Raw genomic sequence first — 24,125 nt, forward strand, 5'->3', positions numbered from 1 at the left:
CTTGTTAAAGTTAATCTTTAATACTTTGTTCTTCTACTTTAATTTTATTTTTATTTAAATACAACTCTTGTTAAAGTTAATCACACAACAAAAACCAATATAACTATAAGGCTTTGCGATTTAAATACAACTCTTGTTAAAGTTAATCTAATTTAATATTTCTTTTACTTTATCTACATTTTCAAATTTAAATACAACTCTTGTTAAAGTTAATCTTTCCTGCATGCTAATAATCCAGAGATTCCATATATATTTAAATACAACTCTTGTTAAAGTTAATCATCAAGAGCTTTAATATTAGAAAAAGAGCAAGAAGAATTTAAATACAACTCTTGTTAAAGTTAATCATTCTATTGTTTTACTTGCTGCGGTTGTTGCTGCAATTTAAATACAACTCTTGTTAAAGTTAATCAAATAATAATTTTCATGGTGGTAATGGAAAAACTTAATTTAAATACAACTCTTGTTAAAGTTAATCCTATAAAGTCCACTTTCGTTAATTATTGTTGGTTTTATTTAAATACAACTCTTGTTAAAGTTAATCAGAAATGTAGAGCATTGGTTTTACTGGTTTAACAGGATTTAAATACAACTCTTGTTAAAGTTAATCCAAAATCAATATAAGCTCTTGTATCTCCATCACCCTATTTAAATACAACTCTTGTTAAAGTTAATCCTGTATAAAAGTATCTGAATTTGCCAAAATACTAAGATTTAAATACAACTCTTGTTAAAGTTAATCTTTATTGGATAGAAGTGCTAAAGAAGGATGGGTTAAATTTAAATACAACTCTTGTTAAAGTTAATCTTAAAGTTAAAGTAATATCCGTCTTGCTTATCCTTTATTTAAATACAACTCTTGTTAAAGTTAATCTAGGAACTGCAAGTAACTTTCCGAAAAGAGAAATATATTTAAATACAACTCTTGTTAAAGTTAATCAAGAGTTAACGGAGTACCAGGAGATAGAGGTTACTGATTTAAATACAACTCTTGTTAAAGTTAATCCAATAGAGGAACTTGCAGAATTGCAAAGAGCTATAGATTTAAATACAACTCTTGTTAAAGTTAATCGCTAAATCTAAAAAAACATAAGGAGGCTTCACGAAATTTAAATACAACTCTTGTTAAAGTTAATCTTAATTCCTTTATATTCATCAGGTATTTCTGGTAATATTTAAATACAACTCTTGTTAAAGTTAATCAAAATATTATTAAATGATTTCCAAAAAAATATTTTATTTAAATACAACTCTTGTTAAAGTTAATCCTTATTTATAAAAGCGCAAGAAAGGTTAAAGTTATTATTTAAATACAACTCTTGTTAAAGTTAATCATATCCAAATGATACTTTAATAATTGGAAAAACAATATTTAAATACAACTCTTGTTAAAGTTAATCATTAACTATGTGGGAAATATGGTTAATAATTGAAATATTTAAATACAACTCTTGTTAAAGTTAATCTTTGGGAGAGCAATATAATCCTTTTACTGGCTTATAATTTAAATACAACTCTTGTTAAAGTTAATCCATTGAAATCAAGCCATTCCTTAAAATAAGAATAATCCTAAATCTCTTTACTTTCAATACCTACAATATAAATTTACCAACCTAAGTATAAATTTAAAATTATTTTTCAAATTTACTTGTAATTATAGCAATACCAACGATTCGAATATAACTTAACAAATTATAGGTTGGTAAAATTTCATATTAACTTTAACTAAATTATCAAGCTTTCCCCATTAACAATTTCTTCTATTCCAAGTACTTCTTCCCCAAAAACATCTCCATTTAATAACTTAACTATACATATAAAATCTTCATTTTTATCTATAACCTTATTTAAATCTTTTCTTAAAGATATTAATTTTGATGGAGTTATTTCTCCTCTAAAAACAGATTTTTGAAAATGAGAAAGATATTTTTTGCAAACCTTAAAAACTTTATTTACTCGTTTCTCATTTACATCATAAAAAACAAAGGCATAATTATAATTAATTTTCTTATTAGCCATTAATATCCCTCCTTAAGACTAAAAGGTTTAAATTCTTTGTCCTCCATTATAAATTTAATAAGTTTATAACAATCTAATTTTATAGCTGTTTTATAACTAATTTTTCTTTTTAATTTAGGATGAGAAAATACTGATTCTAGTCTTTCTTCAAAAGCTTTTATAAAAATATTTCTCCCCTCTTCATTAAGCAGACAATAATTAACTTTTCTATCAAAATGCTTATCCACCTTAAGCATCTTCCTATTTACTAAATCAAAAATAGTTCTATAAACAATAACTGGTTTAAAAACTTCGCTTATATCTAAACTTAATGAAAATCTTCCTTCAGATGGTTCATGCAAAAAACTTATTCTTTGATCTAAATGAGTTCTATATATTGATGATATGGTCTTTGTATATAATAATGAATTACCAAAGGATATTAATGCATTTATAGGATTATCTGGTGGTCTTTTACACCTTTTATTCATAACAAAATCTTCTGGAAGTATAACTTTAAACTCAGAGTAAAATCTTTGCCAAACCTCTCCTTCTATAGACATTAAGCTATTTATATCAGTTGCTTCTGTAACTCGTTTATAAAACTCAAGTTTTATAAAATCCAAAGTTCCCTTTACTTCTTTTTTATTATGTTTATAGTAATGGTATAAAACTTCATAAATATTTTCTCCAATTCCATTTACTATTTTTTTAGCTATTGTGAGCCTATTATTTTCAAAAGCTTTTACTTGTTTTACAATAAGTTTCCCACTATTGTATTTATTTTTAGGATAAAAGGTTCCACTATACCCCTCATAATAGTTAAAGAAATGTATTATTATATTATTTCTTGATATAAAATCTAAAAGTTTTGTATTTATACTAATTTCATTTAAGCAGTAAATTTCTTTAGTTCCCTCAACTGGAATATAAACATTTTTTCCATTTTTTCTAAAACATAAAGAATTATCTTTTCTTGTAAGCTCTCCCATTGAAGTTATATATTTTCTTCTTCCTCATTTAATTCTATTATTACCGTTTTTTTCTTTGTTTTATTTTTTTCTATAAACTCAAGTTTTCCCTTTCTAATAATACCCTTCCCCTTAAGTACCTTAAGATAAAATAGTAATTGCCACTTTGCAGCCTCTACATCAGCATCAGATTTTTTCACCTCTGTTAAGTATTCTTTTGTAAGTTTATCTATCTTAACATTGTCTATTTCAATTTCTGTATTTTTATTATTTTGCCTCTCTTCATGTAATGCTCTTCCAATACTAACTATTTCACTATTATCCTCTAAGTTAAGTCTATTTCCATGAAGATAACATTGCCTTTTACAATGGAAATAATAATTTATTAATGTACCATTAACCTTCATATTTTTTCACCCTTTGCTTTAATATTAAATAAATTCTCCTATTTTACTTTCAAATTTTTCTTTATTAAGCTTTCCATCCTCATCAAAATATTCATTTCCATCTTCTATATAAAGAAGTTCTCCAATTCTATCATTATAATTAAATGATTCCTTTGTTCTTATTCTGTATATAAAATAATTCATTTTTGCTTTAACTTCTGATAGCTTAACCTTTTTCTCTGCAAAACCTATTGAATTATTCATAAGTAAATCTTTATATTCGTCCCAAACCTCTTTACCTATTATTTCATCATTACTTTCTTTTTCTAATTTATAATTTAAAAATACTTGAATATCATTTTTATCATCATCTATTAGTTTCATTTTCTCTTCAATTTTTTTAAAATTTAAATTTCCTACCTCTTCTTTAAAAAAACTTTCTGTATTTAATTCGTTATACCTTGATGTATTATTAAGTAACTTTACATTTATTTTTTTAAAATATTTAGGAAAATCCTTAGTTACTAATATTTCTCTTATTTCCTTATTTTTAAGTGTTACATCATCATTATTTCTAACATCTTCTTTATAAATAGCAGTTGCTACATCTAAATTAAAGAAATATACAATTGAATCTTCTTTTAGACAGGATCTATTTATTCTTCCTAAAAATTGCTCTTCACTATCAAATATAGAATAATCTTTAAATCCTATATCCATATCAATGTCCACTCCAGCTTCAATAACTTGAGTTGCCACTAATATAACATCTTTTAGTCCATCTACTTTCCTTTTTTTATTTCCCTTTATTTCATTTATTATTTTTTCTCTTTCAACAGAATTATCATCTCCTGTTAAAAGTCTAACTTCACTATTAATTTCACCAAATTCTTTTTCTTCTTTAAGTCTATCAAAAAATTTATAAGCACTAGATTTTTTAATAAATTCAACTAATATTCTTTTACCTTTATACTCTTTTATTTTTTCTACTAAATCATTAAATACATTTTCTTCATTAATATCTTCCTTATCTCTTATTAAGTCATAATTAATTTTTACCCTATCTTTAAATAACTTATTATTGAAATATTTTTCTCTATTATTTATTAATGAATGTGATATACTCTCTCCCATAATAAGATCATTTAAATTTGGAAGAGTTGCAGACATTATTATTATTTTTATATTTAATATTTTAGAAAATCCATTTAAAAACTCTATAATTTCTCTCCAAATTTTATTTTTATAACTTTGAATTTCGTCTAGAATAATTACACTATTTGCAAGTTGATGAAATGGGAATATATCTTCTTTTCTCCTTCCAAACATATAAGAAAATAAAGATACATGGGTTGTTAAAATCATTGGATAATTTAAGAATTCTCTATTTAAAAGAGCTTTTTCAAAACTTTCAAAGGATTGTTCTTCATTCTCTTTTACCTTTTTATTGTTTTGAATTTTAATAGGAAATAATGAGTTTATAACTGATATATTATTAAGCACTTCCTCATTATTTTTATAAATTTCTTCTAAAATACTTATATTTTGTTCAACTAATGTATTAAAGGGATATACATAATATATTTTGTTTAACTTTTTATCTTTTTCAAGAAGTTTAAAAGCTAAATTATTTGCTACATTACTTTTACCACTTCCTGTTGGTGCTTCTAAGTAAAAAATATTTTTATCTAAATTTTTTTCTAATTCTTTTTCTGCATCTAAAAACATTTCTGTTCTAAGAATATTTATGTTACTTACATTTGATAAATCTTTATCTTTTGAATATTCTTCTTTTTCATATTTTCTTATTGATTTGTATATTTCACCATTTTTAAAATCATCATAAAAGGTATTTATATTATCTATTTTCCCTATATTCTTTATTTTAGTTCCACTCATATATTCACTTGTTCCATAATAATCACAGGCTATAAGTATTGAAAGCATAAATCTTACATAAGTATATATAGTTATTTCAGCTATAAATTTACTATCATTTTCACTTAAAGTATTTTTAAATTTATTATATCTTCTATATAATTTATCTATTTTTACTTCACTTAGATTTAAATTTTCAAAATAAACTGGATTTATTATAGAATTAATTTTATCAATTTTATCTTTATTAAAATTCTCTAAAAGTTTATTAATAAATTCTTTCATAGAATCTAATCCTGAATGATGTCTTGATATAATATAAGAATTTAAAAGTATTAATGCTAAAAACTTATAATAATTTTCTTTCTTAATTAAACCTTCTTTTTTAAGTTCTAAGGCTCTTTTAAAATAATGGTCTATATAAATTATTGAAGAATAAATAGAATGCTTTGAATCATCAATATTTTTTGAAATTTCAACATCCAATTTATTATTCATTTTTTTCTTTTGGAATATAGGATTTATTTTGCCTATATCATGCATTGTTATTATTGAAATTAGCATTTCTTTAAAAAAATCTTTTTCAACATTACTACATTCTTTTAAAAATATATCTTCAAAATTAGAAAAAATATTTTTTAGATCTTTATCCCCAAATATCTTTTTAAAATATTTTTTACATAAATTAATATGACAACTTAAAGTTTCATCATTTTTTTCTTCATTTATATGTGCCAAAATTTTATAATCTTCTTTTATTAAATCTTCTATATTAAATTTATCAATTAAATCTATATACATATCCTTCTCCTTTTTTATATTTACTTAAATTTAAAGGAGGGATATTCACCCTCCTTTAAATTAATTATATAAATTGAATATTTTTATTTAAAACTTTATAGCTTAAACTACCATCTATCTCTTCTAAATAATTATTTGTATATATTAAATCTTCTAATATATATTTATTAGTTTCAGCATCAAGTTTTAAAGGAAGCCTCTCTTCATATTTAAATACATTCCTTATATTCTTCTCATCATCATCTTCTTCGTCATCTTCATCATTTATTGCTAATTTATACGTTCCCTTTATAAAAAAACTATGAATATAATTAGCATGAGTTATCTTTTCGCATTCTTCTAAACTTGGATGTATTATTTCTGCCATATGATCATTTTTCCCTAAATAAGGTATATATATATAATTGTTATTTAATATAGATTCTGAAACATTTATAGCTTCTTCATTATCTAAAAGCACATATATATCCCAAGATGGGTTTTCAAGCCATTGTTCTTTTATAATAAGATTTCCACCCTGCTCCTTTGAAGCATATCCAACAGAGTTATTAAAGATATTAACTTTTTTATCTACTATTCCATTTTCATTATTTGGGACAATAGATATTTTTAAATCTTTAAGTTTCTCATAAAACTCTGGAAAATCTATATTGTTTTTATCCTTTTTATCTTTTTTACCCCTTTTACAATATGAGTTCATACTGTTATAACCTTTATATCCAAGTATTGCTCCAAAAAGTCCTGTAAGGGCAACCTTATGAATATGCCCATAAGTAAAATAAAGGTAACTATTAACATCAGGCTTTTTGAAAAATGCTGTACTTCCCCTTAATGTAAATTTTAAAGCCTGCATTTAACTACACCTCTTTTTTGCTAAAAATATTGTAGTATTTAGCTCCTTCAAAATCAGCTTCAACCTCTACTGTTAATGGATTATAATAAATTTCTATACTTTTAATTCTATCTTCTACACCATCTAATACTTCTTTAAAATTAAGTTTAAAAATATTTTTATTTTCACCCTTTATAAATTCAATGTATTTATCTAAGTTTGGTAAATATAATGTTTCATCAGTTTCAATAAATATAGATATTTCATTTTCACAACCAACCTTAGAATTTGTTGCAAAAGCTGTTGCTGATGAAATTGCTGCATCTTTAAATTTCTCATAATCCTCTTCTGTGTATCCATCAGTTAAATCTAAAGCTACAAATTCCTTATATGCTAAAGGATTTATAACAAATGGATAGCAATAGTGAGCTTCTGGTGTTACAATTTTACTACCTAAAGTTGAATTTTTTGCATCTTCTTTATCTTCTTTTTTAATCTTTTTATCAAGTTTTTCACTTGCATCTCTAAAAGGTGAAAGAATTTTTTGTTCTTCAGCTTCAGCATCTTCATATATGTTATATCCTTGTCCTATTTGCACTGCACCTGTTATAGAAATATTATTTCCTTCCTCTGCAAATGTTGCACCAAAGTTTTTAACATCTATTGCATTAAAAAGATTTTTTAAAACCTTTGTTCCATCTTTTTCATCTTTCAAGTTTTCCACTTCAAAAATTTGCTCATATCTTTCTTTTAATGATCTTGGAACTAAGGAAACCTCTCCATTTTTATTTTCTGAAAATCTCATTGATTTTATATAAAGAACCTTTTCTCCAGCATTATCCCAAGATTTTTTCATAGGATATTTTAGTGCTTTATCACTTCCAAATATATTCCCGTCAGAAGTAGTCTTTGGATATCCTGTAAAATCAGCATTCCAGTTTGCCATTATTGATGAAATTCCAATTATTCCATAAACTCTCTTATTCATAATTACCTAACTCTCCTTCTTTTCATAAATTATATTGTTACTTAAATATCCTGCAATAATTAAATCCTTATTAATGTTTCCTTCAATTTCATACCCAATAATCATTGAATATAAATTTTTAAATCTAACGTCTTTATCTAATTCTAAATCATAATTATATTTCATATATAATTGTTGAAGTTTTCTTTTTATAAGTTCATTATTTTTAGCATTTATTATTGGATTGGCTAATGATAAAGGTTTATTTTTACCCTTACTTTTACCTAATAAAAATCCTGTTAATTGACCTACTGCAAAAAAGTACTCATTGTCATTATCTATTTTTGAATCACCCTTTTCAAATATCTTAATTCTTAAATTATCCTTTATAGAACTTAAAATATCTGCCATATTTTCATCACCTTTCACTAAGTATTCTTTTAATGAATACTTTAAATTAAATTCATTCATTGCTTTTATAAAATATCCATTTTCTAAATTTGATTTTATAACTAAATCTGCTGATTTATTTAATACATTCCAAAGATTATTATTGTTTCCTTTATAAAACCATTCACCTAATTTATTTCTAGACATTAGTAATGCTCTTTTTATTGCCTCTTCCTTTATTGGAATATCCTCTGAAAAATAATTCTTAATTAAAAATCTATTAAAGAAAAATATATTAATAAGACTTTCAATATCTCTTAATTTAATTTTCTTATCATATTCTTCAACATCCTCTTTTTTGTTCTTATATAAAGTATCCGTATCTATATCTAAAACATTTTTAAATTCAAAGGAGGTTTTTAAATATGGACTATAATTTGCTATTACATCAGAATCAATTATTTCAGTTTCTTTACCTTTTTTAATTCTTAAATACATTCCACTAAAGTTTCTTTCTAAAGCTTCTCCATCCTTTAAAGCCTTTATATCGTCCTCTCCTATATAAATGTTATATTTACCTTCAGATGCTAAATTAAATAAATAATCAAAAATCTTCTTTTGTAATAAAACTTCCTCTTGATTTATTAAATAAGGTACTTTAACTTTTCTTGTTTTATTTTCAAGATAAGGCTTTTTTGAATTTAATCCCATATTATCATTAGGAAGTCCAATTATCCCCTCTTCAGTTTCTATATTAAAATCATTATTATTATATACATTAGGTATTAGATAACGTTTACTTTCATTTTCAAAACTATCCTCATCATAAAGAAAAAATATCTTAAGATAATTTTTGCTTGAATCTATATTTAAATTAAATATATTTTCTTTAATCCAATTTTTTATTTGCAATATTTTTTCTTTATCAACTTCTCCAAGTTCTTCCTCTATATTTAAATATAAAGCTTTAGCTTTAGGTTTCTTTTCATATTTAATTAATGGGTTTTCTAATGTTTTATAATAGTTATCAATTATCTCTTCTGTAAGTTTTCTTTTCTTAGTTTTACTATCTTCAATTAAGCTTTCTTTTTTAAGGAAGAAACTTAGATAATTATTACTATGAATTATTTTTTTACCATCTATTGGTTTATTCATATCTATAAGCTTACTATTATAATCTAATTTACATAAAAGACTAAACTTATCTATTGTTCTATCTAATGTTTTTGTCTTTTTATCTATTAAAATATCTGTTCTAAAGGTTTCATGTAAATTACCAGCTTCATCTGGCTCTATAATTATATATGTTCCATCTGCTGGTACATACCCATCTAATATTACATCATCTAAATGATCTTTTTTAATAGATTTTATAGAGTCCATAACTTTACTTATCATATTTTGCCCTCCTTTCTATAGGTATCTAAAGTTCATATAACCTGCTCCTCTAGGATTAAATTCTCCAACTCCAACCCCTAATGCAAAATAAGCTAAATTTTGAGATTTCTCATCATCTGCTATATTATATGAAACTTTATCTCCTAATAATTTTCTACCTTTATAGTTTATAGCTGCTGGTTTTCTATTCTTAAATTCCATAGCTATAAATAATGGAAAGTCTTCTTCTATTTTTTCTCCTGTATAGTTATTATATTTTTTAATTAAATTAGATTTAACTCTATTTTCAAAGTATTCTAAAGAATAATTACCCTTCCAATAACCTACTTCATTCTTTAAAATTAATGGAGTTATAGAATATATTTTAGATATATTCTTTTTCTTTATTATTTTTTCATCAACCTTTAAAACTTTTAAATACTTTGTATAATTTTTAGGAAGTTCTTCTGCTAAATATATAGCTAATTCCTTACTAACGGTTCTTATTTGAAATGTATAAATATTATCTTCTTTATAAACCTTGTCCTTTTCTAAAGGATAAAATCCATTAAAGCAATAATTTTTAAAGCAATTTTTTTTGTGTAATTCTAAAAAGTTTTCACTTTTACCTAAAACCAAGTCTATTAAAAAACCTTCTTGAGATAATATTTCATTTTCTAATATATTTTTTAATAAATAAACTTTTACCGACAACTCAAAAACTTGCATAAATCCAGCTCCTTTATAATATTCTATTTATAATTAATTTTTTAATAATATTACTAGTAATAAGTTTTTTAATATTTCATTTTCTTTTTTAATGTTAATAACTTCTTCTAATTCTATTTTTTTAACCCAATTATTTATGGTTGATGTTGGTATGTTGTATTCATTACTTATTTCAGTTATCATTTTTCCATCTTTATATTCATTTTTTATACAATTTTTTAGATTTAAACTATATTTATTTTTCATATAATTCCTCCATATTCTTATTCTTTTATTAATAATGATTATGTAATAATATATAATAAAATAAATAACATCTCATGTTACTGTTAATTAATAAACCATTCTTTTATTAATAAATTTAAAAACATAATTATGTTAATGTTTACATTTTTATGGTAAATCTAATTTATTTTAATGTAAATACATATTTAGTTAAATAATCGTTTTAATTTTAAACTATTATTTAACATTGTCTTTTATTTATTAAGTTATTGCTTTTTAGATTAATTTTTTTAATTATTTGTTAACTAATAAATTAAATGCTTTAATATTATACTATAGAAATTTAAACATAACTCTTGTTAAAGTTAATCTTAATGTAGCAGACATAGTGGATCCAGCACAAAAATTTAAATACAACTCTTGTTAAAGTTAATCTTGCCTTGCATACTCATTTGCTAAAACTAATATTCTTATTTAAATACAACTCTTGTTAAAGTTAATCTAGATATAACTATAAATATAACAGACCTAACAGAATTTAAATACAACTCTTGTTAAAGTTAATCTTATTTTATCAAATAATTTTTATAGTCCTTATAATAAATTTAAATACAACTCTTGTTGAAGTTAATCGCTTTTATTATGCCTAAAATTAAGAAGGTGATTAAAATTTAAATACAACTCTTGTTGAAGTTAATCCTTAGCAAGTAAAATAATTTTAAGGAGTGTTTAAAAATTTAAATACAACTCTTGTTGAAGTTAATCTGTTAAGTGCCCTAGCAGTGGAGTTGAACCTAACTAATTTAAATACAACTCTTGTTGAAGTTAATCAGAAGAAAGTAATAAGGTTGATGGAACTTTAATTAGATTTAAATACAACTCTTGTTGAAGTTAATCATAAGCGATTGTAGTATAGTTGTAAATCCAGCCTAATTTAAATACAACTCTTGTTGAAGTTAATCGATACTGTGGAGTTGGCTAATATCGTTTTAAGATTATTTAAATACAACTCTTGTTGAAGTTAATCTGTTTATATTCAGTTTACATCTTATAATTTGTTTGGATTTAAATACAACTCTTGTTGAAGTTAATCTTTTCACAGCACGTTAAGTTGGGACGTTTCACCGTATTTAAATACAACTCTTGTTGAAGTTAATCTAATAATATACTCTATTACAATTATCAAGAAGGATAATTTAAATACAACTCTTGTTGAAGTTAATCGGTATGGAAAATCTAGCAAGTGCTGGATTTAATACAAAATTTAAATACAACTCTTGTTGAAGTTAATCTCCTTACAATTAAACAAAGTTCCAGAAAAAACAATCATTTAAATACAACTCTTGTTGAAGTTAATCTTGCCATAGTCCTAAGTTTCCACCTCTGTTTAGCCTATTTAAATACAACTCTTGTTGAAGTTAATCTGAGGTCCTTGTGGCCCTCTTAAATCTTTAACTGCTATTTAAATACAACTCTTGTTGAAGTTAATCCCCAGCTAGCCACTTTGCTAACTGTATTACAAAGAATTTAAATACAACTCTTGTTGAAGTTAATCATAAAATCATATAAACCTTTTGCAATAAGCCTCACTATTTAAATACAACTCTTGTTGAAGTTAATCTTCAAAAGCTCCTGTTAAAACTGGTAAAACATTTATTTAAATACAACTCTTGTTGAAGTTAATCAGTTAATCCACTATCTTCTATATCACTAATTATATTTATTTAAATACAACTCTTGTTGAAGTTAATCATGAAAGATTAATAATAGCTGAAAATGAAGTGTTTAAATTTAAATACAACTCTTGTTGAAGTTAATCTAATTCTTATTATATGTTGCTTTGTGTCATTTTAAAATTTAAATACAACTCTTGTTGAAGTTAATCTAGGAGTATCTGCAACAAAAGAAGTATTTAAAAATAATTTAAATACAACTCTTGTTGAAGTTAATCTTGCAATAGGTATATTTTATTTGTATCAAGTTCTTAATTTAAATACAACTCTTGTTGAAGTTAATCTTAGTTTATATTTATCAAATTTCATTTCTTTTCCATTATTTAAATACAACTCTTGTTGAAGTTAATCTTCCTTTATGTTTGTTTGGCAGGGGCACTAGGACATTTAAATACAACTCTTGTTGAAGTTAATCAGTCAATTTGTAAATAAAGCTATAAACTATATTTGATTTAAATACAACTCTTGTTGAAGTTAATCAAATCCATATGTAACTATAAATAAAACAGCACTAAAATTTAAATACAACTCTTGTTGAAGTTAATCTTTGTTTTATAATCTCTATTCCATTGTCCCATGTGAATTTAAATACAACTCTTGTTGAAGTTAATCCATAGCATTTAAGCCATTCATATATTTTATAATACATCCAAATCCCACTAAATTCAATATATCCTCTAGTTTTATACCAACCTCGCCCTAATTTTTAAAATATAAAAATAAATCCCTTATAAACATAGTATTTTCAAGGGGTTACATCCATTTCAACAAAATCTTAGGTTGGTAAAACATAATTTAATAAAAAAACAATTACTAATCAACTTAGTTAAACCTTTATGATTAGTAATTGCAAATGGATCTAAACTTTTCTATTTTATATTTATACTACTTAACAACAATTTCAGCATCATCTAATTTAATATATTCACCATCTTTTAATGTTACATTTGTACTCTTTTTAAATTCCTTCTTTGAAATTACACTACCATTTCTATGAGTACTATCCTTAAAAATTTCTATATATGCATCATCATTTTTATCCTTTTCTGTAGATTTTACTTCATAAATTCCAGCCTTTATATCTCTTCCAACTTTAAACATACCATCTTTATAAATCTTATCTTTAGGTGTTGTTGATGGAGCTTTATCTATTGGAAAAATATCACCATGCTTAACATCTATGTATTCACCCTTTGATAAAGTCACATATATATTTCCTGAAACACTTTCATCAAAAATTTCATTCTCTTTTTTACTATCTTTTGTTACTTCAATAGAAGTTTCAGCTTGCTTATTGTTCTTATCTGAAATTATTACATATTCTCCAGCTGGTAAATCTTTTCCAACTTCATAAAATCCACTTTTATATTCTTCTTTTTGAGTATTTTCTTGTTTTTGTTCAGTTTGCTCTGTATTAGATGCAGCTTTATTATCCTTTGATCCGCAACCAACTAATAATGATGCTCCCATTAATACACTAAGTACTATTAATATAGCTTTCTTTTTCATCAAATTACCTCCTAGTAAATATTAATTTTAATATTTAAATCTATTTAAATGAAAGTTCTCTTTAATTATCAAGTATACTCTTAGAAAAAACTTTTTCAATTTATATTATATTTTGTTATAAATTTTTTCCCTAATTCTTTATTATTATTCTTTAAAAGAAATATTTTATTATTATACTTTACTATTTATTAATAGTTATATTTTTACAATAAAGTTTATATTTCTAAAATAAAAAGGTTATAAACTTTAAATAATTATGATATAATACGTAATTATATTCCTTTAATTTTGAACATTCTTTTAATGTTTGATGAATTAAATGTGAATAAAATATTTTTAAATGATCTTTCTAATTTAATAAAATTTGAAATTTGGGGGAATGGGAAAATGAACATTGGGATAATTGGAGCAGGTAATATAGGAACTTATTTAGCTACCTATATATCAACAAAAAGTAATCATAAAGTATGGATTCACACATCTAAGCCACAATCTTTTAAGGAAAATTTATTACTAATAGAAGAAGAAAAAAATTTAAAACACACTGTAAAATTAAATTGTGTTACATCTAGTATTGAAGAGGTTGTTAAAAATTCAGAACTTATTTTAATAACTCATCCTTCTTTTATGATGGAAAAAACTTTAAATGAAATTTTAAAATATGTAAATAGTAATACAATAATTGGTGCTATTCCTGGTTTTGGTGGAAAGGAATTTTTCATTGATGAATTATTAAATAAAAATTGTATATTCTTTGGTAGTCAAAGAGTACCTTCAATAACAAGATTAGAATCTTATGGTGAATGTGTTGTACTAAAGCAAAGAAATGAGTTTATGAAACTTAGTGTAATTCCAAAAAAATATTCAAAAACTGTTTGTGATACAATGACTTCTTTAATAGATATTAATTGCTATCCTTTGGATAACTATTTATCAATAACATTGTCACCATCAAATCCTACAATGCATCCATCAAGGCTATACGAACTTTTTAAAGATTATAAAGATGGTATTACTTATGATAAAAACCCGTTATTTTATGAGGAATGGGGAGATTTTGCCTCTAAAACTTTATTAGATTTAGATGAAGAGTTAAAGGAAATATTCTTATCTTTAAATGAATTTAATGATTTTGAAGCAGAGGATTTTGAGAAAATTAAAACTAGATACAAAATTGAAACTCCTAATGAACTAACTAACAAAATTAGAACTGCACCTGGTTTTAAAGATATTAGAACTCCAATGATAAAAATTAATGATTCTTATATTCCAGATTTAAAATCAAGATATTTTATAGAAGACATTCAGTTTGGCTTATGTATAATAAAAGCTTTTGCAGAAATTTGTAATATACCAACGAAAACTGTAGATAAAGTAATATACTGGGCACAAAATTTACTAAATAAAGAATATTTAATTAATGGTAAATTAAAAGGTAAAGATGTAATTGAGCTTGTAATACCTCAAACTAAAGGAATTAACACAAAAGAATCTCTTATTAAATACTATAAAAGCTTAATTTAGTAGAGTATTTAAAATATCTATATAATATTTTAACTCTATATAACAATATATATTTTTCTATAAATTTAAGCCTAGAGTATTATATTTATTATTTACCATAATATAATAAAAGACCCTAAATAAATTCCTTTAAAACGAATATCTATTTAGGGTCTTAAAATCTATACTATTTTTCTAGTCTAAGAAAATTTTTCATTAATTCTCTCTGTTAAAATTTTATATTAAAAAAATCTGCATTAATATTAATTAAATATATTATCCTAATAAGAAGTCCAATACACACTTTGGACAAATATATTGTTTCTTTTCCATAAATACACCTCATATACATTATTTTTCTTTATAATAAGTGTGTAATAATTCATGGGCTATATCACTATTTGGCTCTATTAATAATTCTTCATAAACCTTTTTTATAGAAGGATTTTCATGGGATTTTCTAATAGTTTTATTCTCATCTTCTGCATATAGTCCCTCCATTCTTTTTTTAATCATATTAACATTTGCCTTATTAAATGGTTGACCACCACCATTTATACATCCCCCAGGACATGCCATAACTTCTACAAAATCATATTTAGATTCCCCAGATTTTATTTCATCCATTATTTTTTTAGCATTTCCAAGGGAACTAACTGTTGCAATATTTATTTCTTGTCCATCTATTTTTATAGAACTTTCCTTAATTCCTTTAAAGCCTCTTACATCTTTAAAATCCACCTTTTCTAAAGTTTCACCTGTAATTATTTCAGAAGCTGTTCTAAGGGCTGCTTCCATAACTCCCCCTGTAGCTCCAAATATAACTCCAGCACCACTTGATTCTCCAAGAGGATTATCAAATTCATCATCTTTTAAATTTCTTATATTAATTCCAGCCTCTTTTATCATTTTTATAAACTCTCTAGTTGTAATAACTACATCAACATTTTTAACTCCATCATTAGTCATTTCTTCTCTGTTTGCTTCATATTTTTTTGCAATGCATGGCATTATAGAAACTACAACTATGTCTTCTTCTTTAATATTTAATTTTTTACTTAAATATCTTTTAGCTATACTTCCAAACATTTGCTGTGGAGATTTACAAGAAGATAAATGATTTATTAATTCTGGATATTTACTTTCTACAAAATTTACCCAAGCTGCACAACAACTTGTTAACATAGGTAGATTTTTCTTTTCTTTAAGTCTTTCTATAAACTCATTAGTTTCTTCCATAATAGTTAAGTCTGCCCCAAAATTTGTATCGTAAATAGCATCAAATCCTAATAATCTTAAAGCTGCTACCATCTTTTTAGTAATACTTTCTCCAACTTCAAAACCAAAGGCTTCTCCTAATGCAACTCTTACTGCTGGAGCTGTTTGGACTATAACATATTTATTTTTATCTTCTAAAATACTCCATAACTTATCATAACTTCTAGCTTCTCTTAAAGCACCTGTTGGACAAACTGCTACACACTGTCCACAGTAAGTACAATCTGTTTCTACTAAAGGTTTATTAAAAAATGTAGATATTACAGTATTAAAACCTCTATCAATAGGTGTTAATACATTAACCTTTTGAACTTCATTACACATAGTAACGCATCTTCTACATAAAATACATTTATCCATTTCTCTTACAATTACATTTGAGGAATTATCAATTTCATATTCTGACATTTCACCTTCATATTTATTACTTATAATTCCTAACTGTTCTGCTAAATCTTGAAGTTCACAATTACCATTTCTATCACATTTTAAGCAATCCTTTGGATGATCTGATAATAAAAGCTGAACTATTGTTCTTCTAGCTTCAATAACTCTTCTTGTATGTGTATTTATAACCATTCCATCATTTGCCTTAACTGCACAAGATGGAATTAGTTTGCCTTTTCCTTCCTGTTCAACTAAGCATACTCTACATGTTCCCTTACAATTTCTTGTATTGTCAGTTCCCATATACATATTACATAAAGTTGGTATTTCTATATTTATTTTTTTAGCTGCATCTAATATAGAAGTCCCTTTTTCTACTTCAACCATTTGTCCATCTATAGTTAAATTAATTGTATTCATATCTCTCACCTCTTTATTCAATTACTATTGCTTTTACTGGACATGAGTTATAGCAAGTACCACATTTTATACACTTATCTAAATCTATAACATGCTTTTCCTTAACTTTTCCTGTAATACAACTAACTGGACAATTTCTAGCACATTTTGTACATCCTATACATTTATCAGTTATTTTGTAAGTTAAAAGATTCTTACAAACCCCTGCTGGACACTTTTTATCTTTTATATGTGCTTCATATTCATCTCTAAAATATTGAATTGTACTTAAAACAGGATTTGGTGCTGAAACTCCAAGTCCACAAAGAGATGTATCTCTAATTACATTACAAAGTTCTTCCATATTTATTAGGTCTTCTTCCTTTGCTTTTCCTTCAGTTATTTTATTTAATAACTCTAAAAGTCTTTTATTACCTATTCTACAAGGAGTGCATTTTCCACAGGATTCATCTACTGTAAAACCTAAATAAAACTTAGCAACATCAACCATACAGTTATTTTCATCTAGTACAATCATACCTCCTGAACCCATCATAGAACCAATTTCTGTTAAAGTATCATATTCAATAGGAATATCTATAAGAGATTCTGGTATACATCCTCCAGATGGTCCTCCTGTTTGAACAGCCTTTAATTTTTTATCATCCTTTATTCCTCCACCTACATCATAAATAATATCTGTTAGTGGTATTCCCATAGGAACTTCAACTAATCCAACATTATTAATTTTTCCTGCAAGTGCAAATACTTTAGTACCTGAAGATTTTTCTGTTCCAATAGAACTATACCATGAAGCACCATTATTAATAATTGAAGGAATATTAGCAAAGGTTTCAACATTATTTACACAAGTTGGTCTTTTCCATAATCCTTTTTCTGAAGTACGTGGTGGTTTCATAGTTGGCTCTCCCCTTAATCCTTCAATTGAATGAATAAGGGCTGTTGCTTCACCACATACAAAGGCTCCTGCTCCATATTTTATTTCTATATCAAAATCAAAACCTGTATTTAATATATTTTTACCTAATAATCCAACCTCTTTAGCTTGATCAATTGCTATTTTTAATCTTTTAACTGCTAGTGGATATTCAGCTCTTATATAAATAAAACCTTGATTTGAACCAGTTGCATAACCACAAATTGCCATAGCCTCTAATACGCTATGTGGATCTCCTTCTAATATAGCTCTATCCATAAAAGCTCCAGGGTCTCCTTCATCAGCATTACATATAACATATTTAATATCCCCTTTAGCTCGAAGTGCTGTATTCCACTTTCTTCCTGTTGGAAATCCTCCACCGCCTCTTCCTCTTAGTCCTGATTTTGTAATTTCTTCTACAACTTCTTCTCTTGTCATTTCTGTTAATACTTTTCCAATGGCTTTATATCCGCCAGCTCCTAATGTTTCAGTAAAATCTTCTGGATCAATAATTCCACAGTTTTTCAAAGCAATTTTTACTTGTTTTTTATAAAATGGAATTTCATTTTTCTTTTGAATTCTTTCATTTGTTTTTGGATTTTCATATAAAAGTCTTTCTACAATTGTTCCATTTAATAAATGTTTATCTACAATTTCTTTGGCATCATCTTTGGATACCTTTACATAAAATACATTATCTGGCACTATTTCAATAACTGGACCTTCTGAACAAAATCCAAAACATCCTGTCATTACAATCTTTACTTTATCTGCTATTTGATTCTTTCTAAGTTCTTCTTCTAATGCATCTTTTATTCCATAAGAATCAGCAGATTTACAACCTGGTCCTCCACAAATTAATATTTGTCTTTCTTTTATTGTATTTAAATCTTTAATATCTTCATCACTATATCTTAAATCTATAATATCTTTATATTTTTTATTAATTTCTAATAATTCCTCATAATTCTTTATTTTATTCATCTCTAATTATCACTCCTTAAATTCATTTAAGATTTCATCAACTTGAGATTTTTTAAAATAACCATAAACTTTATCATTAACTAAAACTACTGGTGCTATTGAACAAGCTCCTACACATCTTAAAATATCTAAGGTATAAAGGTTATCTTTAGTTGTTTCCCCTTCTTTTATTCCTAATTTATTTTTGAATTCTTCAAGAATTTCTCCAGATCCTCTTACGAAACATGCTGTTCCTGTACAAACACTAATTACATATTTTCCTTTTGGCTCTGTTGTAAAATAGGAATAAAAAGTTACAACTCCATATACTTTAGATTCGGGTATTTCTAGTTTTTTTGCAATAAATTTTTGTACATCTTCACTTAAATATCCATAAATTTGTTGAGCTTTATGTAAAACTGAAATTAATAATGATTCTTTAAATTCTTCATTTTGAGCTTCTATAAATTCATTTAATTCCTTAAACTTTACACAATCACTACAGTTTGTACACACATACATTCCCTTCCTTCTTAATTATTTTTTAATCAAACTTTTAAAGTAAATATTAATTTAAATCTTTTTTAAATTTTATTAATTTGTAATAAATATTCCCCCTAAGAAAACTAAATTTTAACTTCTATAAATAAATTATATCACTTTTTGAATTTTTGTTAATTTGCATGATTTACTTTTGTTATCTATCATTTTTCAAAATATTCTATTTATTACACCATAGTACTAAAATACGTTATTTTTTTAACATATATTAGTATATTCAAAGTTTATAATAATGATAATTATTTTTTTCAAAGCTGTTTCAATCAATATTTTACATATATTATCATATTGATAATGAAATATTATTTTAATAAAATTTCATTTAATTTGTGATATTTTAATTAATCTCCTATAAATCATTGTGTTTTTTTTGTCATATTTTTGTTAACTGAAATTTTACAATTTAAAATATAAATTTTAATATTTTTATACTATATAAAATATATTTTTCTAAAATTTAAATAAAATAAAAAGATTAAAGTTATTAAATTTTTTAATTAAAATAACTTTAATCTTTTTATTATTTTTTATAATACATATTTAAACTATACAAGCCCATCCATTGTTGTATCTTTAAGTAATTTTTTAATAATATCTTCACCTGGTAATGGTCTTCCACTATTTAAAGCTTTTATAGCTCTTGCCATAACCCTAATATCATATTGTGAAGGATATACATTTGGAACTGTTTTATTAAGGTTAAGTAATTTATATGTTGCCATCATAGCTGAACGAACAGAATATTCAACTGTAAATACACAATCTCCTTCAATTTCTGCAAATTGTCCTAAGAAAGCTAAATTTTTTGATCCCTCTGGTACAACATATGGACGATCTCCTTTATGTCTTGGCATAAATTGAGCAGTAATATATGGCATCATAACAGGAATTACTATAACAGTCTTAAGTATTTCTGGAATATCTTCTTCAAGTCCTAAATGATAAAGTAGTTCTTCAAGAAGTTCATTTCCTGTACATTCTGTCATTGGCTTTTTAATATAATTACCTTCTTTGTCTAATAATAAACCATATGCCCATAAAACTATAACATCATCTGGTTGTTTTGGAAAATGTGGTTGTCTATTACATGTAACACTAAGTAACCAGTTAGAATCTGTCATAGTAATAATTCCACCTGTTACAGTTTTACCTGAATGAGGATCATTTCCACTTAATTCATGTATTTTATCAACAAGTTTTGAATCTTTACAAGTTATAGTAAAAGATTCCCATTTAGATTTATCAACATTTCCACAAAAAACTTCAGGATTCCCAAAAGAAGAATCTTTCTTTGATATATTACTCCATAATTTCCACACATCACCTAAATCTCTCCTAAGTTTAGGTATAGATTCTCCATCTCCATACTCAGAACACTCTGTCATAGAACCATTTGTAACCATAACCAAATCTATTGGTTTTATATTAATAACTTTCTCCTTATTATCTTCTATCATATGAATGCCTGTTACAGTTTTTTCTATTCCACTAATTTCAATATCTAAATCTGTTATTTTAGTATTATAATCAAATTTTACTCCTTTATCTTTCAAATAATTAGCAAGTGGCAAAATAAATGAATCATATTGATTATATTTTGGGAATATAAGTCCTTTCATTTCACTAAACCCTGGAAGTAAATGAATAAAACGATGCATATAACGTTTCATTTCCACAACACTGTGCCAGTTTTCAAAGGCAAACATAGATCTCCATAAAAACCAGAATTTTGTTTCTAAGAAAGTAGGATCAAAAAATTGTTCAACTGTTATGTTACCAAGTTCCTCTTCAGTTGCTAAAAACAGTTTTGTAATTTCCTTAACATTTAATGGACTAAGTCCAAAATTCTCAATATCAATCTTTTCTCCACAATTATTTATAAGTCTACATTTAGATATATTTGGATCATTTTCATTAAGTTCTTTAAATTCATCTAACACAGAGTAACCCTTTTTTTCTAGTGCTGGAATATCTCCAAAAAGATCCCATGTACATTCATAATGGGCTTCCATTTCTCTTCCTCCACGAACTACATATCCATTTTCTGAATCTCCACTACCATCCATTGAACCACCTTCAATGTTTAACTTTTCAAAAATAGTAATATTTTCACCTTGCATATGTCCATCCCTAATTAAATAAAAGGCTGCTGCTAATGAGGCAATTCCTCCTCCTACTAAATATGCTTTACGATCATCAATATTTTTTGGTACATTAGTTTTATTTCTTTGATAGTTACCCATAATTCATCATCCTCTCTAAATTGTTTAAAGTTCTTACTTTATTGACATTATAAATCTCAAATGCTACCATTTAAATAACCAATTATTTTATTTTGAGGCATATTGTCACACTATTTTAAATATGTGAATATATTCATCAATAGGATGGTGATTTTATTATGAAAAATTCAGTTCTTTCAAAAATGACTAAAGAACTATTTGCATCAGCTTTAAAAAAATATATGAGAAAAAAACCTATAAATAAAATTACAATTCAAGAAATTTCAAATGAATGTGGTCTTAACCGTCGTACTTTTTATAGACATTTTAAAGATATTTATGATCTTTTAGAATGGAGCTATCAAACTGAAATAGAAAATAAAATTAATACATATATAGATTTTCCCCATTGGAGTATGGGACTTTTAGATCTTTTTGACTATTTTTATACAAATAAAGAAATTAGTCATTCTATTATTAAATTTTCCAACAAACAATATCTTAATGTTTTTCTCTATAATGAAATATATAAAATGATCATTCCTGTTATAGATCAAGAGGGTTCTCTATTTTCTTTGACTGAATCTAAAAAAAAGTTTTTATGCAACTTTTATGCTCTTAGTTTTACTGCTACACTTATTCAATGGATAGAAAATGGAATGAACGAAAATCCTAATGATATAGTTGAAAATATTTCACTTATTTTAAAAGGCAGCATAAGTCGAATTACTAAACAAAATTAAATATTTGTTTTTTAAATAAAATAAAAAATCCCAACAAAATTTATTGAGATTTTTTATACTTTTATTTAGCTATTCCAATATCTTTTCTATAATAAGCTCCTTCAAAGTTAACTTTAGAAATATTTTTATAAGCCTTCTCTCTAGCTTCTTCTAAAGTTTTTCCCTTTCCTATAACTGATAAAACTCTTCCACCACTAGTTATAAGTTCTCCATCTTTTAAAGTTGCACCAGCTATAAATATATTATCCTTTATATCATCCTCAATATTTATCTTATATCCTTTTTCATAGCTACTTGGATATCCCTTTGATGCCATTACAACATTTATGCAAAATCCATCTTCAAATTCTACTTTCATATCCTTTAAATTTCCATTTAAAGCTCCACATATAAGCTCTAACAAATCACTATTCATAAGGGATAATACTGATTGAGTTTCAGGGTCCCCCATTCTTACATTATATTCAAGAAGTTTAGTTCCTTCTTCAGTTATCATTATTCCAAAGAAAATTATCCCTTTAAAATCAAAGCCTTCTTCTTTAATTCCAGCTAATGTTTTATCCATTATATTATTTTTAAAATCCTCTAAAACTTCCTCTGTAACATAAGGATTAGGAGATACAACTCCCATGCCACCTGTATTTGGTCCTTTATTATCATCAAATATTTGTTTATGATCCTTTGCTGAAAGAAATGGAATTATTGTATTTCCATCTGTAATTGAAAGTATTGAAGCTTCAATACCTTTTAAAAATTCTTCAATTACAATCTTTTTACCAGCACCATTAAATATATCTTCTACCATAAAGGAATCCACTGCTTTAAAGGCTTCTTCTTTATTTTCACATATTACTACACCTTTACCTGCTGCAAGTCCATCTGCCTTTATAACTATTGGATATTTACAATCCTTTAAATATTCTTTAGCCTCTTTTTCATTATAAAAAACTTCATATTCAGCAGTTTTCACTCCATACTTTTTCATAAAGTCTTTAGAAAAACTTTTACTTCCCTCTAACTTTGCCCCTTCCTTTGAAGGTCCAAATATTTTAAGTCCTTCTTCTTGAAATCTATTTACAATTCCTTTTATTAAAGGTTCCTCTGGTCCAACTATTGTTAAATCTATATCTTTCTCTTTTGAAAACTTTACTAATTCTTCTATATCAGTAATGTTTATATTTTCACATTTAATACAAGTTGCAGTTCCTCCATTTCCTGGAGCTACATATATCTTATCAACTTTATTACTTTTTCCTATTTTCCATGCTAAAGCATGTTCTCTTCCACCTGAACCTATTAAAAGTATTTTCATAAACTATCCATCTCCCTTAAC

General features: G+C 25.2%; 16 protein-coding genes, 1 pseudogene and 2 CRISPR repeat arrays (1 of these 19 cut by a window edge). Of the genes and pseudogenes, 2 read left to right on the forward strand and 15 right to left on the reverse strand.

The genetic code is table 11. The features are described from left to right. Positions 1–1,532: a CRISPR direct-repeat array (repeat unit 30 nt; unit sequence ATTTAAATACAACTCTTGTTAAAGTTAATC) (it extends 1,263 nt beyond the left edge of the window). A gap of 193 nt (positions 1,533–1,725) precedes the next feature. The 10 genes and pseudogenes from cas2 to J2S18_RS01230 all read right to left on the reverse strand — a co-directional run bounded on the left by cas2 (position 1,726) and on the right by J2S18_RS01230 (position 13,796). Beyond that, on the reverse strand, positions 1,726–2,019 hold the full coding sequence (cas2, locus tag J2S18_RS01185) for a CRISPR-associated endonuclease Cas2 (RefSeq protein WP_307482157.1): 294 nt from the start codon (positions 2,017–2,019) through the stop codon (positions 1,726–1,728). Continuing rightward, entirely contained in the window at positions 2,019–2,990 is a 972-nt protein-coding gene (gene cas1b, locus J2S18_RS01190; RefSeq protein ID WP_307482161.1) for a type I-B CRISPR-associated endonuclease Cas1b, read from the reverse strand. Before cas1b ends, cas2 begins: the two co-directional genes overlap by 1 nt. A gap of 14 nt (positions 2,991–3,004) precedes the next feature. Then, positions 3,005–3,376: pseudogene (locus J2S18_RS01195) on the reverse strand (CRISPR-associated protein Cas4); the annotation flags it as partial. 24 nt (positions 3,377–3,400) lie between these two features. Then, positions 3,401–6,034 carry a CRISPR-associated helicase Cas3' gene (gene cas3 / locus J2S18_RS01200; protein WP_307482164.1) on the reverse strand — a complete coding sequence of 878 codons (2,634 nt, stop codon included), beginning with the start codon at positions 6,032–6,034 and terminating at the stop codon, positions 3,401–3,403. A gap of 64 nt (positions 6,035–6,098) precedes the next feature. Further along, entirely contained in the window at positions 6,099–6,887 is a 789-nt protein-coding gene (gene cas5b / locus J2S18_RS01205) for a type I-B CRISPR-associated protein Cas5b (RefSeq protein WP_307482169.1), read from the reverse strand. Positions 6,888–6,891: 4 nt separating this feature from the next. Next, a complete protein-coding gene (locus tag J2S18_RS01210) occupies positions 6,892–7,854 on the reverse strand; it encodes a type I CRISPR-associated protein Cas7 (protein ID WP_307482171.1) in 963 nt (320 codons plus the stop codon). Positions 7,855–7,860: 6 nt separating this feature from the next. Beyond that, positions 7,861–9,621 carry a type I-B CRISPR-associated protein Cas8b/Csh1 gene (locus J2S18_RS01215; protein WP_307482173.1) on the reverse strand — a complete coding sequence of 587 codons (1,761 nt, stop codon included), beginning with the start codon at positions 9,619–9,621 and terminating at the stop codon, positions 7,861–7,863. Positions 9,622–9,636: 15 nt separating this feature from the next. Beyond that, complete coding sequence (gene cas6 / locus J2S18_RS01220; protein ID WP_307482175.1) at positions 9,637–10,329, reverse strand: CRISPR-associated endoribonuclease Cas6; 693 nt, start codon at positions 10,327–10,329, stop codon at positions 9,637–9,639. Positions 10,330–10,362: 33 nt separating this feature from the next. Continuing rightward, positions 10,363–10,575 carry a hypothetical protein gene (locus J2S18_RS01225; protein WP_307482177.1) on the reverse strand — a complete coding sequence of 71 codons (213 nt, stop codon included), beginning with the start codon at positions 10,573–10,575 and terminating at the stop codon, positions 10,363–10,365. A gap of 320 nt (positions 10,576–10,895) precedes the next feature. Continuing rightward, a CRISPR array of direct repeats spans positions 10,896–12,899; the repeat unit is 30 nt; unit sequence ATTTAAATACAACTCTTGTTGAAGTTAATC. A 273-nt stretch (positions 12,900–13,172) separates the two neighbouring features. Beyond that, a complete protein-coding gene (locus J2S18_RS01230) occupies positions 13,173–13,796 on the reverse strand; it encodes an Rv1352/Rv1906c domain-containing protein (RefSeq protein WP_307482180.1) in 624 nt (207 codons plus the stop codon). 387 nt (positions 13,797–14,183) lie between these two features. Between J2S18_RS01230 and J2S18_RS01235 the strand changes: the two genes are divergently transcribed. Then, complete coding sequence (locus J2S18_RS01235; protein ID WP_307482182.1) at positions 14,184–15,320, forward strand: NAD/NADP octopine/nopaline dehydrogenase family protein; 1,137 nt, start codon at positions 14,184–14,186, stop codon at positions 15,318–15,320. A gap of 330 nt (positions 15,321–15,650) precedes the next feature. Here the strand turns inward: J2S18_RS01235 and J2S18_RS01240 are convergent, their stop codons facing one another. From J2S18_RS01240 to J2S18_RS01255, 4 genes are all read right to left on the reverse strand, one after another. Then, positions 15,651–17,384: an NADH-dependent [FeFe] hydrogenase, group A6 gene (locus J2S18_RS01240; protein WP_307482186.1), complete on the reverse strand. Its 1,734-nt coding sequence runs from the start codon at positions 17,382–17,384 to the stop codon at positions 15,651–15,653. Positions 17,385–17,397: 13 nt separating this feature from the next. After that, positions 17,398–19,287, reverse strand: a complete 1,890-nt coding sequence (locus J2S18_RS01245) for an NADH-ubiquinone oxidoreductase-F iron-sulfur binding region domain-containing protein (RefSeq protein ID WP_307482188.1) — start codon at positions 19,285–19,287, stop codon at positions 17,398–17,400. A 9-nt stretch (positions 19,288–19,296) separates the two neighbouring features. After that, positions 19,297–19,782: an NADH-quinone oxidoreductase subunit NuoE family protein gene (locus tag J2S18_RS01250; protein WP_370873747.1), complete on the reverse strand. Its 486-nt coding sequence runs from the start codon at positions 19,780–19,782 to the stop codon at positions 19,297–19,299. A gap of 590 nt (positions 19,783–20,372) precedes the next feature. Continuing rightward, positions 20,373–22,070, reverse strand: a complete 1,698-nt coding sequence (locus J2S18_RS01255; RefSeq protein ID WP_307482194.1) for an oleate hydratase — start codon at positions 22,068–22,070, stop codon at positions 20,373–20,375. A 158-nt stretch (positions 22,071–22,228) separates the two neighbouring features. Between J2S18_RS01255 and J2S18_RS01260 the strand changes: the two genes are divergently transcribed. Next, positions 22,229–22,792 (forward strand): TetR/AcrR family transcriptional regulator C-terminal domain-containing protein, encoded by a 564-nt coding sequence (locus J2S18_RS01260; RefSeq protein ID WP_307482197.1) that lies wholly within the window; start codon positions 22,229–22,231, stop codon positions 22,790–22,792. A 61-nt stretch (positions 22,793–22,853) separates the two neighbouring features. Here the strand turns inward: J2S18_RS01260 and purD are convergent, their stop codons facing one another. Next, positions 22,854–24,104: a phosphoribosylamine--glycine ligase gene (purD, locus tag J2S18_RS01265; protein WP_307482200.1), complete on the reverse strand. Its 1,251-nt coding sequence runs from the start codon at positions 24,102–24,104 to the stop codon at positions 22,854–22,856. Between the last annotated feature and the right edge of the window lie 21 nt (positions 24,105–24,125).

Origin of the sequence: Eubacterium multiforme, from assembly GCF_030813415.1 — a bacterium.
GTDB classification, from domain to species: Bacteria; Bacillota; Clostridia; order Clostridiales; family Clostridiaceae; genus Clostridium; species Clostridium multiforme.

What these genes read in the sequence shown, in the direction of transcription:
- J2S18_RS01255 (WP_307482194.1), bottom strand. Translation starts at nt 22,070, where the DNA reads ATGGGTAACTATCAAAGAAATAAAACTAATGTACCAAAAAATATTGAT.
- J2S18_RS01235 (WP_307482182.1), top strand. Translation starts at nt 14,184, where the DNA reads ATGAACATTGGGATAATTGGAGCAGGTAATATAGGAACTTATTTAGCT.
- J2S18_RS01225 (WP_307482177.1), bottom strand. Translation starts at nt 10,575, where the DNA reads ATGAAAAATAAATATAGTTTAAATCTAAAAAATTGTATAAAAAATGAA.
- cas5b (WP_307482169.1), bottom strand. Translation starts at nt 6,887, where the DNA reads ATGCAGGCTTTAAAATTTACATTAAGGGGAAGTACAGCATTTTTCAAA.
- J2S18_RS01230 (WP_307482180.1), bottom strand. Translation starts at nt 13,796, where the DNA reads ATGAAAAAGAAAGCTATATTAATAGTACTTAGTGTATTAATGGGAGCA.
- J2S18_RS01215 (WP_307482173.1), bottom strand. Translation starts at nt 9,621, where the DNA reads ATGATAAGTAAAGTTATGGACTCTATAAAATCTATTAAAAAAGATCAT.
- J2S18_RS01245 (WP_307482188.1), bottom strand. Translation starts at nt 19,287, where the DNA reads ATGAATAAAATAAAGAATTATGAGGAATTATTAGAAATTAATAAAAAA.
- cas1b (WP_307482161.1), bottom strand. Translation starts at nt 2,990, where the DNA reads ATGGGAGAGCTTACAAGAAAAGATAATTCTTTATGTTTTAGAAAAAAT.
- J2S18_RS01260 (WP_307482197.1), top strand. Translation starts at nt 22,229, where the DNA reads ATGAAAAATTCAGTTCTTTCAAAAATGACTAAAGAACTATTTGCATCA.
- J2S18_RS01210 (WP_307482171.1), bottom strand. Translation starts at nt 7,854, where the DNA reads ATGAATAAGAGAGTTTATGGAATAATTGGAATTTCATCAATAATGGCA.
- cas3 (WP_307482164.1), bottom strand. Translation starts at nt 6,034, where the DNA reads ATGTATATAGATTTAATTGATAAATTTAATATAGAAGATTTAATAAAA.
- purD (WP_307482200.1), bottom strand. Translation starts at nt 24,104, where the DNA reads ATGAAAATACTTTTAATAGGTTCAGGTGGAAGAGAACATGCTTTAGCA.
- cas2 (WP_307482157.1), bottom strand. Translation starts at nt 2,019, where the DNA reads ATGGCTAATAAGAAAATTAATTATAATTATGCCTTTGTTTTTTATGAT.
- J2S18_RS01240 (WP_307482186.1), bottom strand. Translation starts at nt 17,384, where the DNA reads ATGAATACAATTAATTTAACTATAGATGGACAAATGGTTGAAGTAGAA.
- cas6 (WP_307482175.1), bottom strand. Translation starts at nt 10,329, where the DNA reads ATGCAAGTTTTTGAGTTGTCGGTAAAAGTTTATTTATTAAAAAATATA.